Origin of the sequence: Pseudescherichia sp., from assembly GCF_031979925.1 — a bacterium.
Lineage (GTDB): Bacteria > Pseudomonadota > Gammaproteobacteria > Enterobacterales > Enterobacteriaceae > Pseudescherichia.
Window position 1 is genome coordinate 255,694 of record NZ_DALZFB010000001.1, and the last position, 13,683, is coordinate 269,376.

Sequence of the window (13,683 nt, forward strand, 5' to 3'; positions counted from 1 at the left end):
TTAAGAGATAAATTAACTGTAGACCTGACGAGACGGTAACAGTTAAGGTTTTTCCTGAAAATTTGCGTAAGGCTGAAAAGAGTCGTAAAAATCGATAAAATAAGGCTTTAATCGCTGGTCAGACCGGAGGGGCTACCGCTGAATTTTCGCTCTAACGCTCTGTTGAAAACCCCGCTTCTTCTACTCTTGCTGCTGGCAGGAGGCATAAATGATGCCTGCGCCATCGCACAGCAGCAGCCGCATAACCCCTTTGACAACGACAGCCTGCCGGATCTTGGGCTGACCTCCACCGGTGACACCCGTGTTAAAAGCGTGGCCGAAATGGCGAAAGCCTTTGGCGAAGCCAGCCAGACCGATAATGGCCTCACCGCCGGTCAGCAGGCGCGCCAGTTCGCCTTTGGTCAGATCCGCGATGCCGTTAGCGAGGATGTGAATGAGCAGCTGGAGTCGTGGCTCTCCCCTTGGGGAAACGCCAGCGTTAACGTGCTGGTAAACGATGACGGACGTTTTACCGGTAGCCAGGGGAGCTGGTTTATCCCCTGGCAGGATAACAACCGCTATCTAAGCTGGAGCCAGCTGGGATTAACCCAGCAGGATGAAGGCCTGGTAAGCAATGCCGGTATCGGCCAGCGCTGGGTCGCCGGGCACTGGCTGCTCGGCTACAACACCTTCTACGATAACCTGCTGGATGAGAATCTGCAGCGCGCCGGGCTGGGCGCTGAGGCCTGGGGCGAGTACCTGCGCCTCTCCGCCAACTACTACCAGCCGCTCTCTGGCTGGGACTACTCCGGTACGGCAGTTCAACAGCGGCTGGCGCGCGGCTATGACGTCACTGCTCAGGCGCGGCTGCCGTTTTATGAACATATCAATACCAGCCTGAGCCTGGAGCAGTACTTTGGCGACAATGTCGATCTTTTCGACTCCGGCTCGGGCTACCACAACCCTGTAGCGGTCAACGTTGGCGTCAACTATACCCCGGTGCCGCTGGTGACGGTAACTGCTCAGCATAAGCAGGGTGAGAGCGGAGAGAGTCAGAACAACCTTGGCCTCAATCTGAACTATCGCTTCGGCGTGCCGCTTAAAAAACAGCTTACCGCCAGCGAGGTGGCGGAGAGCCGATCCCTGCGCGGCAGCCGCTATGACAGCCCGGCACGCAATAACCTGCCGGTGATGGAGTATCGCCAGCGAAAGACCCTGTCGGTCTTTCTCGCTACGCCGCCGTGGGATCTCAAGCCGGGTGAAACGGTACAGATGGTGGTGCAGGTGCGCAGCCGCTACGGTGTCCGCTCTATCGCCTGGCAGGGGGATACTCAGGCGCTGAGCCTGACTCCGCCGGTTAATGCCAATAGCAGCGAAGGCTGGAGCATTATCATGCCCGCCTGGGATAGCCGGGAGGGGGCCAACAATACGTGGCGTCTGTCGGTTACGGTGGAGGATGAGCAGGGGCAGCGCGTCTCCTCCAATGAGATCGCGCTTACGCTGGCCGAGCCGCTGGTAAGTGCACAGAACACCGCTCCGCGCTGGCCGCAGCTGCCGGAGGGGTGATCAGAAAATACGCTCCTGATGCACCCAGACCGCCGCTTCCACGCGAGATTTGAGCTTCATCTTCTTCAGCATATGCTTAACGTGCACCTTTACCGTGCTCTCGGTAATATCCAGACGGCGGGCAATCATCTTGTTGGGCAGGCCCTGGGCAATCAGCTTCAGGATATCGCGCTCGCGCGGCGTCAGCTGGGTCACGTCCCGGTCGGAGGTGGCGCGGTTGGCGCGCAGGCTGGCGGCCAGCACCGGCGTCAGCGCTTCGCTCAGCACCATCTCACCCGCTGCCGCCTGCTGTAACGCCTTCAGCAGATCCTCTGGCTCCATATCCTTCAGCAGGTAACCATCCGCGCCGCGCTTGAGAGCGGTGACCACATCCTCTTCATGATTGGAGACGCTGAAGACCACCACCCGTCCGGAGAGCGCCTTCTCCCGCAGCTTGTCCAGCGTCTCGAGGCCGTTCATGCCGGGCATATTCAAATCGAGCAGGATCAGATCGGGATCCAGCGTCTCCGCCAGCTCAATACCCTGTTCCCCGTTGCTGGCTTCGCCGATCACGCGGATATCGCTGGCCATGCTGATAAGCTGCCTGACGCCGGTGCGCAGCATCGGATGATCGTCAATCAGCAAAATGGTCGCGGGGTCCTGATTATTCATGTTTATCTCCTTGTACGGATGAGAGAAGCTTTTCGGGTATAAAATTCACCACCACCTCGGTGCCGCCGGACTCCCGCCGCCGAACCTGACAATCTCCGCGCAGGCTCTGGGCGCGATCGCGCATGATAATTAATCCGTAGTGGTTGGTGCGTTCGGCGTTGTCCGGCACACCGCAGCCGTTGTCGCTAATGCTAACCTTCACCTGCCGTCCCAGTTGAACCGCCGTGACGGTGACTTCACTTGCACCGGAGTGTTTCAGGGCGTTGCTCAGCGCCTCGCGGGCAATCTGCAACAGGTGGATGGCCTGATGGGAGGGCACAATGCGCGGCGGCAGCTGGTAGTCCAGCCTGACCGGGAAGCCGAAGTGGGCGCTATACTCCTGGCAGCTCGCCTCCAGCGCCGGACGCAGGCCCGGCTCGTTGAGCTGCAAACGGAACGTGGTTAGCAGCTCGCGCAGCTGCGCCCAGGAGGTATTAAGCTCGTTGCGGATCTGCCCCAGAAGCTGCTGGCTGGAGTCGGGCAGGCTCTCACCCTGCATCTGTAGACAGCTGACCTGCATCTTCATACAGGAGAGGGACTGGGCGATAGAGTCATGCAGCTCCCGGGCGATGGTGGCGCGCTCCTCCATCACCATCAGCTGCTGCTGGCGCTCCTGGTGACGATCCAGCGCCAGGGTGGCGGTAAGCTGCTCCACCAGGGTATCCACCAGCTGCTGCTGATCGTGGCTCAGGTGCCGTCCCGCCGGCAGGGTTGCCAGCAGCAGACCGTACTGCATATGGTTATCCGCCAGCCGCCACTTCAGGGTTGTGCCGCCGTTGCCCGTGGGCAGGATCCCGCGCGGGCAGAGGTGGCAGCCGATGTCATCGCAGGTCATGTCCGGCTGGCAGGTAAACTCCTGGCGGTTATCCTCATCTTCCAGATCGTAGACGCGCAGCTCGATATCGTGCAGCAGGGTGAGATTTTGCAGGCCGTTAAGCACCGGCGAGAGGCGCTCGCACAGCGGAACCTGCATGTGCAGACGACGGTTGGCTTGCCAGAGGAAAGAGAGGATCTCGTTCTTTTGCTCCAGCCCGGCGGTCTTCTCTTTTACCCGCTGCTCCAGCACCGCATAGCTCTGGGCCAGCTCGCTGGACATGTTGTTGAGCGCCGTGCCGAGCTTGGCCATCTCGTTACGCCCGCTGATATGCGCTCGCTGGGTGAAATCGCGATGGCTCACGGCATGGGCCATGCTGAGCAGCTGCCGCCAGGGCTGCAGCAGACGCGCACGCAGCCAGATCACGGTAAAGACCAGCAGCAGGGCCATAAACACTGCCATGCCGCGCTGAAGCAGCAGAACGCGATCGATCCGCTGCTCGGTGCGGCGATCGAAGCTGCTCACCAACTGGTCGATGCGGTTCACAAAGGTGGCAATCTCGCCTGATACCGCTGCTGCGTCCTGAGCCTGCACCAGGGCCGGAATAAGATTGCGCTGCCAGTAGCGCTGGAGCGCCTGCAGCTGAGGCAGCTGGCCATCACGCAACGCAGCCTGGGTCAGCTCCGGGCTAAATGCCGTGCGGGTCATCTCATCGATTAGCGGCTGGTCGGCTTCCGTAAGCGGCATGGCGGCCAGCAGGCGATAGCTCTGCATTCGCAGCGATCCCGCCTTGTTAATGGCGTGGGCGCTGCCCTGTACTCCCTGCACTAGCCAGCCAGAGATAGCCATCCCGGTTACGCCAATGGCGGTAGAGAGCAGAACGATCAGCAACAGTTGGTTAACCAGCGTTAGCGGTGAAAAGAGGCGTTTTAGCATAAACGGCAAGACTCCTGACCCGGCAACTCACCGGGAGTGGGGCTATTTTCGGCTATACCCTGGAGTATACCCATACCCCAAAAGAGTTACTCCTTTATTGTCGAGCCAGACGCGGGCTGGAGAGTGACAACGCGCAAACGCGTCACCGGCGTGAAAAACCACAGCTTTTCTGTCAGTTTCAGCTGCCCATTTAGGGGTAGGGCGGTTTTAGCGTCGCTGAAATGGCAACTTTTCCTTTGATTTATATCAACTTAAGCGCTGGCGTAAACCCTATGGTGGCAGGGGTTAAATCCCTTATCAGAGGTGTCTATGAGTCACTCTTCCATACCTGAAAGGACCACCGGAGCCGTCATTACCGACTGGCGACCGGAGGATCCTGCTTTCTGGCAGCAGCGTGGCCAGTCCGTGGCGAGCCGCAATCTGTGGATCTCCGTGCCCTGTTTGCTGCTGGCGTTTTGCGTCTGGATGCTGTTCAGCGCCGTGGCGGTTAATCTTAATAAAGTTGGTTTTAATTTTACGACCGATCAGCTCTTTATGTTGACCGCGCTACCCTCCGTCTCCGGAGCGCTGCTGCGGGTGCCGTACTCGTTTATGGTGCCTATCTTTGGCGGCCGCCGCTGGACCGCGTTCAGTACCGGGATCATGATCGTTCCCTGCGTCTGGCTGGGCATTGCCGTCCAGGATACCAGCACGCCATTTAGCACCTTTATCATCATCTCCCTGCTCTGTGGCTTTGCCGGTGCCAACTTTGCCTCCAGCATGGCTAACATCAGCTTCTTCTTTCCCAAGCAGAAGCAGGGTAGTGCCCTGGGGATCAACGGCGGGTTGGGTAACCTCGGGGTGAGCGTGATGCAGCTGCTGGCCCCGCTGGCGATCACCTTCTCGCTGTTTGCCTTTTTTGGCGCGACCGGCGTTCAGCAGGAAGATGGCTCCATGCTCTACCTGGAGAACGCCGCCTGGATCTGGGTGCCATTCCTGATTGTCTTTACCCTCGCGGCCTGGTTTGGCATGAACGAGCTGGCGACCTCTAAGGCCTCGCTGCGCTCGCAGCTGCCGGTGCTTAAGCGCGTGCATCTGTGGATCCTGGGCTTCCTCTACCTGGCCACCTTTGGCTCGTTTATTGGTTTTTCGGCAGGCTTTGCAATGCTGTCCAAAACCCAGTTTCCTGAGGTCAACGTGCTGCACTTTGCCTTCTTCGGCCCGCTGGTGGGCGCGCTGGCTCGTTCGGCGGGTGGGGCGCTCTCTGACCGGCTGGGTGGCGTTCGCGTAACGCTGTTGAACTTTGTGGCGATGGCGATCTTTAGCGCGCTGCTGTTCCTGACCCTGCCATCGGCCGGAAGCGAGGGTAACTTTAGCGCCTTCTTCGCTGTCTTCCTGATGCTGTTTCTTACCGCCGGGCTGGGAAGCGGCTCCAGCTTCCAGATGATCTCAGTGATCTTCCGCAAGATGACCATGGAGCGGGTGAAAGCGCAGGGCGGCAGCGAGGAGCAGGCGCTGCGAGAGGCGGCGACCGATACGGCCGCGGCGCTCGGGTTCATTTCGGCCATCGGCGCGATTGGCGGCTTCTTTATCCCCAAGGCTTTCGGCACCTCGCTGGCGCTGACCGGCTCCCCGGCCGGAGCAATGAAAGTCTTCCTCGTGTTCTACATCGCCTGCGTGTTTATCACCTGGGTGGTTTACGGACGTAAAGCTAAAACAAAATAAAGCACTGTTGATTATCCTTGCGCGGTGCAATGCCGCGCTTTTTTTACCTCTTTTGTAGTTACAACATACTTTATAGAGAGCGTTACCCGCTCCCGTTACTATGAAACCGGTGGCGGCTCGTCAGAGGATCTACCCCTTAATACCCCTGACGCTGAAATACCATTGTAAAAAAAGCGGGTTAAATGATAAAAACCTAATAAATCAGCAAGATAAAAAATCATCCTCTCTGCCACTTTGGAGGTAGATGAAAAATACACCGCTTTTGCTATGCCTGCCTGCCTTGATCGCCATCAATTCTCACGTCCTTTCAGCGCGTTAACGTCGCCTCATTCGCAGCAATGTCGCTTTTTCAGAGAGCCAGCAGGCTCCACACAGGAGAAACCCGATGAGTAAATTCCTGGACCGGTTTCGCTACTTCAAACAGAAGGGCGAAACCTTTGCCGATGGGCATGGCCAGATCCATGAAACAAACCGGGACTGGGAGGATGGATACCGCAGCCGCTGGTCGCACGACAAAATTGTGCGCTCCACGCACGGCGTAAACTGCACCGGCTCCTGCAGCTGGAAGATCTACGTCAAAAACGGTCTGGTCACCTGGGAAACCCAGCAGACCGACTACCCGCGTACCCGTCCTGATATGCCTAATCATGAGCCGCGCGGCTGTCCGCGTGGGGCCAGCTACTCCTGGTATCTCTACAGCGCTAACCGCCTGAAATACCCTCTGATGCGCAAACGCCTGATGAAAATGTGGCGTGAAGCGAAAGCTCAGCACAGCGATCCGGTTGACGCATGGGCTTCTATTATTGAAGACGCCGACAAAGCGAAAAGCTTCAAGCAGGCGCGCGGACGCGGCGGCTTTGTCCGCTCCTCCTGGCAGGAGGTCAACGAGCTGATCGCCGCCTCTAACGTCTATACCGTTAAAACCTACGGCCCAGACCGCGTGGCGGGCTTCTCGCCGATCCCGGCGATGTCGATGGTCTCCTACGCCTCCGGCGCGCGCTACCTGTCGCTGATCGGCGGCACCTGCCTGAGCTTCTACGACTGGTACTGCGACCTGCCGCCAGCCTCCCCGCAAACCTGGGGTGAGCAGACCGACGTGCCGGAATCCGCCGACTGGTACAACTCCAGCTACATTATCGCCTGGGGCTCTAACGTTCCGCAGACCCGTACCCCGGATGCCCACTTCTTTACCGAAGTCCGTTACAAAGGCACCAAAACCGTTGCCGTTACCCCGGACTATGCCGAAATCGCCAAGCTGTGTGACCTGTGGCTGGCCCCGAAGCAAGGCACCGACGCCGCAATGGCGATGGCGATGGGCCACGTCATGCTGCGCGAGTTCCACCTCGACAAGCCGAGCCAGTACTTTACCGACTACGTGCGTCGCTATACCGATATGCCGATGCTGGTGATGCTCGAAGAGCGCGACGGCTACTATGCGGCAGGGCGGATGCTGCGTGCCGCTGACCTGGTGGATGCCCTCGGTCAGGAGAATAACCCTGAGTGGAAAACCGTGGCCTGCAATGACAGCGGCGAGCTGATTGCACCTAACGGCTCCATCGGTTTCCGCTGGGGCGAGAAAGGGAAGTGGAACCTTGAGCAGCGCGACGGCACCAGCGGGGCGGACGCCGAGCTTCGCCTGAGCCTGCTGGGCGGTCACGATGATATCGCCGAGGTGGGCTTCCCCTACTTTGGCAACGAAGGGTCAGAGCACTTCAACCGCGTTGAGCTGCAAAATATCCTCCTGCACAAGCTGCCGGTAAAACGCCTGCAGCTGGCGGATGGCAGCACCGCGCTGGTCACCACCGTCTACGATCTGACGATGGCCAACTACGGTCTCGACCGTGGCCTGGGCGATGCCAACGCCGCCGCCAGCTATGACGAAGTGAAAGCGTATACGCCGGCGTGGGCGGAAAAAATAACCGGCGTGCCGCGGGCGCATATTATCCGTACCGCCCGTGAGTTTGCTGATAACGCCGATAAAACCCATGGTCGTTCGATGATCATCGTCGGCGCAGGCCTGAATCACTGGTTCCACATGGACATGAACTACCGTGGCCTGATCAATATGCTGGTATTCTGCGGCTGTGTCGGCCAGAGCGGCGGCGGCTGGGCGCACTACGTCGGCCAGGAGAAGCTGCGTCCGCAGACTGGCTGGCAGCCGCTGGCGTTCGCCCTCGACTGGCAGCGTCCGCCTCGCCATATGAACGGTACCTCCTTCTTCTACAACCACTCCGGGCAGTGGCGTTATGAGACCCTGACCGCACAGGAGCTGCTCTCTCCGCTGGCGGATAAGTCCCGCTACAGCGGCCATCTGCTCGACTTTAACGTGCGCGCCGAGCGCATGGGCTGGCTGCCATCCGCACCGCAGCTGGGCACCAACCCGCTGCGCATCGCCGCTGAAGCTGAAAAAGCGGGCATGTCGGCGGTGGATTACACCGTCAAGGCGCTGAAAGAGGGGACGATTCGCTTTGCGGCCGAGCAGCCGGAGAACGGCAAAAACCATCCGCGTAACCTCTTTATCTGGCGCTCTAACCTGCTTGGCTCCTCCGGGAAAGGCCATGAGTACATGCTGAAGTACCTGCTGGGTACCGAGAACGGCATTCAGGGTAAGGATCTGGGCATGCAGGGCGGCGTGAAGCCGGAAGAGGTCGAGTGGCATGATAATGGCCTCGACGGCAAGCTGGATCTGGTGGTCACCCTCGACTTCCGCCTGTCGAGCACCTGTCTCTACTCCGATATCGTGCTGCCGACGGCAACCTGGTATGAGAAAGACGACATGAATACCTCGGATATGCATCCGTTTATTCATCCGCTCTCTGCCGCCGTCGATCCGGCCTGGGAGTCGAAAAGCGACTGGGAGATCTACAAAGGCATCGCCCAGAAGTTCTCTGAAGTGTGCGTGGGCCACCTGGGCGTCGAAACTGACGTGGTAACCCTGCCTATCCAGCACGACTCCGCCGCCGAGCTGGCGCAGCCGCTGGATGTTAAGGACTGGAAGAAAGGCGAGTGCGACCTGATCCCCGGCAAAACCGCGCCGCATATCATTCCGGTGGAGCGCGACTACCCCGCGACCTATGAGCGCTTTACCTCCATCGGTCCGCTGCTGGATAAGGTGGGCAACGGCGGCAAGGGCATCGCGTGGAACACCGAAAGCGAAATGGATCTGCTGCGCAAGCTTAACTACACCAAGGCAGAAGGCCCGGCGAAAGGCCAGCCGATGCTTAACAGCGCCATCGATGCAGCGGAGATGATCCTGACCCTCGCCCCAGAGACCAACGGTCACGTGGCGGTTAAGGCCTGGGCGGCGCTGAGCGAGTTTACCGGCCGCGACCATACCCATCTGGCAACTAATAAAGAAGAGGAGAAGATCCGCTTCCGCGATATTCAGGCCCAGCCGCGCAAAATTATCTCCAGCCCGACCTGGTCTGGCCTTGAGGATGAGCATGTCTCCTACAACGCAGGTTACACCAACGTGCATGAGCTGATCCCATGGCGCACGCTCTCCGGCCGCCAGCAGCTTTATCAGGATCACCCGTGGATGCGCGACTTCGGCGAGAGCCTGCTGGTTTACCGTCCGCCGATTGATACCCGTTCGGTGAAAGCGGTGATGGGCGAAAAGTCCAACGGTAATCCGGAGAAGGCGCTGAACTTCATCACCCCGCACCAGAAGTGGGGGATCCACTCTACCTACAGCGACAACCTGCTGATGCTGACCCTGTCACGCGGCGGCCCGATCGTCTGGATGAGCGAGGTGGATGCCAAAGAGCTGGGCATTGAGGATAACGACTGGATCGAAGCCTTCAACAGCAACGGCGCGCTTACCGCCCGTGCGGTAGTGAGCCAGCGCGTGCCCGCCGGGATGACCATGATGTACCACGCCCAGGAGCGTATCGTGAATATTCCCGGCTCGGAGATTACCGGCCAGCGCGGCGGGATCCACAACTCGGTGACCCGTATTAGCCCGAAACCGACCCATATGATCGGCGGCTACGCCCAGCTGGCGTACGGCTTTAACTACTATGGCACGGTCGGCTCTAACCGCGATGAGTTCGTGGTGGTCCGTAAGATGAAGAACATTAACTGGTTAGATGGCGAAAACAACGACCAGGTACAGGAGAGCGCAAAATGAAAATTCGTTCACAGGTAGGCATGGTGCTGAACCTTGATAAGTGCATCGGCTGTCATACCTGCTCGGTCACCTGTAAAAACGTCTGGACCAGCCGGGAAGGGATGGAGTACGCCTGGTTCAACAACGTTGAGAGCAAGCCTGGCGTGGGTTTCCCGGATGACTGGGAGAACCAGGAGAAGTGGAAGGGCGGCTGGATCCGCAAAGTGAACGGCAAGCTGCAGCCGCGCATGGGTAACCGCGCCACGCTGCTGGGTAAAATTTTCGCTAACCCGCATCTGCCGGGGATCGATGACTACTATGAGCCGTTCGACTACGACTATCAGCATCTGCACACGGCGCCGGAGGGCAAACACCAGCCCATCGCCCGTCCGCGGTCAAAAATCAGCGGTCAGCGGATGGATAAGATCGTCAGCGGTCCGAACTGGGAGGAGATCCTCGGCGGCGAGTTTGAGAAGCGCAGCCAGGATCGGAACTTCGAGAACATGCAGAAGGCGATGTACGGGCAGTTTGAAAACACCTTCATGATGTACCTGCCACGCCTGTGTGAGCACTGCCTGAACCCAGCCTGCGTCGCCACCTGCCCGAGCGGAGCGATCTACAAGCGTGAAGAGGATGGCATTGTGCTGATCGATCAGGACAAGTGCCGCGGCTGGCGGATGTGTGTTACCGGTTGCCCCTACAAAAAGATCTACTTCAACTGGAAGAGCGGCAAGTCCGAGAAGTGCATCTTCTGTTATCCACGCATTGAGGCGGGGATGCCGACCGTCTGCTCCGAGACCTGTGTAGGACGCATCCGTTACCTGGGCGTGCTGCTCTATGACGCGGACGCCATTGAAAACGCGGCGGCAGTAGAGAGCGAGAAAGATCTCTACCAGCGTCAGCTGGACGTCTTCCTCGACCCGAACGATCCGGCGGTTATTGCGCAGGCGCTGAAGGATGGCGTGCCGCAGAGTGTGATTGACGCCGCGCAGAAGTCGCCGGTGTGGAAACTGGCGATGGACTGGAAGCTGGCCCTGCCACTGCACCCGGAGTATCGCACCCTGCCGATGGTCTGGTACGTGCCGCCTCTGTCACCGATCCAGTCGGCGGCCGACGCGGGCGAGCTGGGCAGCAACGGCATCCTGCCGGACGTCGAAAGCCTGCGCATTCCGGTGCAGTATCTCGCTAACCTACTGACGGCAGGCGATACCCAGCCGGTGCTGCTGGCGCTAAAACGCATGCTGGCGATGCGTCACTACAAGCGTGCCGAGACCGTGGATAACGTCAACGATATTCGCGCCCTGGAAGAAGTAGGCTTAAGCGAAGCCCAGGCGCAGGAGATGTATCGTTATCTGGCGATTGCCAACTACGAGGATCGCTTCGTGATCCCGACCAGCCACCGCGAGCTGGCCCGGGATGCGTTCCCGGAACGTAACGGCTGCGGCTTTAGCTTCGGCGATGGCTGCCACGGCAGCGACACCAAGTTCAACCTGTTTAACAGCCGCCGTATTGATGCCGTCGATGTGACGAAGAAAACGGAGCCGCGCCCATGATTGAACTCGTCGTGATTTCCCGTCTGCTGGAGTATCCGGATGCTGCCCTGTGGCAGCATCAGCAGGAGCTGTTCGATGCTCTGGCGGAGACCGAGCACCTGTCGCTTAAGGATGCCCATCAGCTAAGCGTTTTTATTCGTGACCTGATGAATCAGGATCTGCTGGATGCGCAGGCGGCCTACAGCGAGCTGTTCGATCGTGGACGCGCTACCTCGCTGCTGCTGTTTGAGCATGTGCATGGCGAATCCCGCGATCGCGGCCAGGCGATGGTGGATCTGCTGGCCCAGTACGAGCGTCAGGGCCTGGTTATCGACCGCCGCGAGCTACCGGATCATCTCCCACTCTATCTGGAGTATCTGGCGCAGCTCCCGGCAAGCGACGCGCTGGCGGGACTGGAGGATATCGCCCCGATTCTGGCCCTGCTCAACGCCCGTTTGCAACAGCGTGAAAGCCGCTATGCCAGCCTGTTTGAGCTGCTGCTGCGGCTGGCCAAAACCGACGTCGACCGGGAGAAGGTCGGTGAGAAAATTGCCGGTGAAGCCCGGGACGATACCCCCCAGGCGCTGGATGCCGTCTGGGAGGAGGAGCAGGTGAAATTCTTCGCCGACCAGGGCTGCGGTGAGTCTGAGATCGCCTCTCATCAGCGCCGCTTCGCCGGTGCGGTGGCCCCGCAATATTTGAATATCACAACCGGAGGACAGCAATAATGCAGTTCCTTAATATGTTCTTCTATGACATCTATCCCTATATTGCAGGCACGGTGTTTCTTGTCGGCAGCTGGCTGCGCTATGACTACGGGCAGTACACCTGGCGGGCAGGCTCCAGCCAGATGCTGGATCGCAAAGGAATGAACATGGCCTCGAACCTGTTCCATATCGGGATTATCGGGATCTTTGCCGGTCACCTGGTGGGGATGCTCACTCCGCACTGGATGTATGAGTCCTTTCTACCGATTGACGTTAAACAGAAGCTGGCGATGATTGCCGGGGGCGTGTTCGGCATCATGACGCTGGTAGGCGGCCTGCTGCTGCTTAAGCGCCGCCTCTTTAGCCCACGCGTGCGTGCCACCACGACGACGGCAGATATCCTGATCCTGACCCTGCTGATGGTGCAGTGTACGCTGGGCCTGCTGACGATTCCGTTCTCGGCCCAGCATATGGACGGGAGTGAAATGATGAAGCTGGTGGGTTGGGCGCAGTCTATCGTAACCTTCCATGGCGGGGCATCGTCGAACCTTGACGGGGTAGCATTCATTTTCCGTGTGCATCTGGTGCTGGGGATGACGCTGTTCCTGCTCTTCCCGTTCTCGCGCCTGGTGCATATCTGGAGCGCGCCGGTAGAGTACCTGACGCGCAAATACCAGGTTGTACGCGCCCGTCGCTAATTGGCTTCCTGTTTAACTCCAACCTCGCTGCGGCGAGGTTTTTTTTCGCCCCAGCCAAGATTGTTTCCCGCCGCCGCGAGAAGGATCAGCACCCCGCCTGCCAGCTGGGTGACGCTGAGGGTATGTCCAAAGACCAGGTTATCCACCACAATCGCCACCACCGGATAAATAAACGACAGCGATCCAATAATCGGGGTAGGCAGTTTCTGAATCGCGCTATAGAGCAGCTGATACATGACGCCGGTGTGGACGATGCCGAGGGTCAACAGGATCCCCCAGGGAAACTCTCGGGAGAAAACCGGCATCTGCGCCAGCGGCAGCAGCATTACCACGCCCGTAAGCACCTGTATAAAGGCGATGTGCTGCGGTGGAATAGGGCGCAGCTTGCGCGTGATCATCGCGGTGAGGGCATAGAAGAAGGCTGCGCCCAGCGCCAGGGCGATCCCCATCAGCCAGCCGGCGGCATGGCCCTGCGTTAGCTCGCTGGAGAGCAGGATTACCACGCCGACAAAGGCGAGAATCAGCCAGCCCCATTTCACCAGGCTGACCCGCTCTCCAAACAGCATGCCCATCAGCACCAGCATAAAGGGTTGTGTGTTGTAGACCACGGTTGCCAGTCCAATAGAGACGCGCTCGTAGGCGGCGAACAGCAGCAGCCAGTTAATGACCAGCGCCACGCCGCCGAGGATGGCAAGAGTCAGGGTTACCCGCGTTAAACGGCTGAAAGGCTGTTTGCTAAGGCGGATAAAGAGATAGAGCGCTATAGCGCCGATAGCACAGCGCCAGAAAACGACTTCCGTTACTGGCAGGCCGGAGAGTAAAACAAAGGCACCGATGGAGCCGGAAATTAGCATCGCCAGACTCATCTGCCAGACGCCTTTTTGTATATCGCGCATATCTACCTCCTCGTTTGATACTCTATTATTAGAAAACTAAGCGTGGTTTGATA

9 protein-coding genes are annotated in these 13,683 nt (G+C 59.0%); 6 read left to right on the forward strand and 3 right to left on the reverse strand.

The annotated features are described in order from the left end of the window. Window positions 1–162 precede the first annotated feature (162 nt). On the forward strand, window positions 163–1,545 hold the full coding sequence (locus RTM13_RS01245; protein ID WP_312209461.1) for a YchO/YchP family invasin: 1,383 nt from the start codon (window positions 163–165) through the stop codon (window positions 1,543–1,545). Here RTM13_RS01245 and narL read toward each other — a convergent pair whose 3' ends face one another. Both narL and narX read right to left on the reverse strand, forming a co-directional pair. Beyond that, the gene (narL, locus tag RTM13_RS01250) at window positions 1,546–2,196 is read right to left on the reverse strand and encodes a two-component system response regulator NarL (protein WP_312209463.1); all 651 of its coding nucleotides are present in this window, start codon (window positions 2,194–2,196) and stop codon (window positions 1,546–1,548) included. Beyond that, window positions 2,189–3,985 carry a nitrate/nitrite two-component system sensor histidine kinase NarX gene (gene narX, locus RTM13_RS01255; RefSeq protein WP_312209465.1) on the reverse strand — a complete coding sequence of 599 codons (1,797 nt, stop codon included), beginning with the start codon at window positions 3,983–3,985 and terminating at the stop codon, window positions 2,189–2,191. Before narX ends, narL begins: the two co-directional genes overlap by 8 nt. Window positions 3,986–4,294: 309 nt before the next feature. On the opposite strand from narX, the gene RTM13_RS01260 reads away from it, so the two are divergent. From RTM13_RS01260 to narI, 5 genes are all read left to right on the forward strand, one after another. Beyond that, window positions 4,295–5,689: a NarK family nitrate/nitrite MFS transporter gene (locus RTM13_RS01260; RefSeq protein WP_312209467.1), complete on the forward strand. Its 1,395-nt coding sequence runs from the start codon at window positions 4,295–4,297 to the stop codon at window positions 5,687–5,689. A gap of 385 nt (window positions 5,690–6,074) precedes the next feature. Further along, entirely contained in the window at window positions 6,075–9,818 is a 3,744-nt protein-coding gene (locus RTM13_RS01265) for a nitrate reductase subunit alpha (RefSeq protein WP_312209469.1), read from the forward strand. Further along, on the forward strand, window positions 9,815–11,350 hold the full coding sequence (gene narH, locus RTM13_RS01270) for a nitrate reductase subunit beta (protein ID WP_312209471.1): 1,536 nt from the start codon (window positions 9,815–9,817) through the stop codon (window positions 11,348–11,350). Before RTM13_RS01265 ends, narH begins: the two co-directional genes overlap by 4 nt. Then, complete coding sequence (gene narJ, locus RTM13_RS01275; RefSeq protein WP_312209473.1) at window positions 11,347–12,057, forward strand: nitrate reductase molybdenum cofactor assembly chaperone; 711 nt, start codon at window positions 11,347–11,349, stop codon at window positions 12,055–12,057. The genes narH and narJ overlap by 4 nt, the downstream gene beginning before the upstream one ends. Then, window positions 12,057–12,734 (forward strand): respiratory nitrate reductase subunit gamma, encoded by a 678-nt coding sequence (gene narI, locus RTM13_RS01280; RefSeq protein ID WP_312209475.1) that lies wholly within the window; start codon window positions 12,057–12,059, stop codon window positions 12,732–12,734. The genes narJ and narI overlap by 1 nt, the downstream gene beginning before the upstream one ends. On the opposite strand, the gene RTM13_RS01285 is transcribed toward narI, so the two are convergent. After that, window positions 12,731–13,630 carry a DMT family transporter gene (locus tag RTM13_RS01285; protein WP_312209477.1) on the reverse strand — a complete coding sequence of 300 codons (900 nt, stop codon included), beginning with the start codon at window positions 13,628–13,630 and terminating at the stop codon, window positions 12,731–12,733. The two genes, narI and RTM13_RS01285, sit on opposite strands and share 4 nt — an antisense overlap. Between the last annotated feature and the right edge of the window lie 53 nt (window positions 13,631–13,683).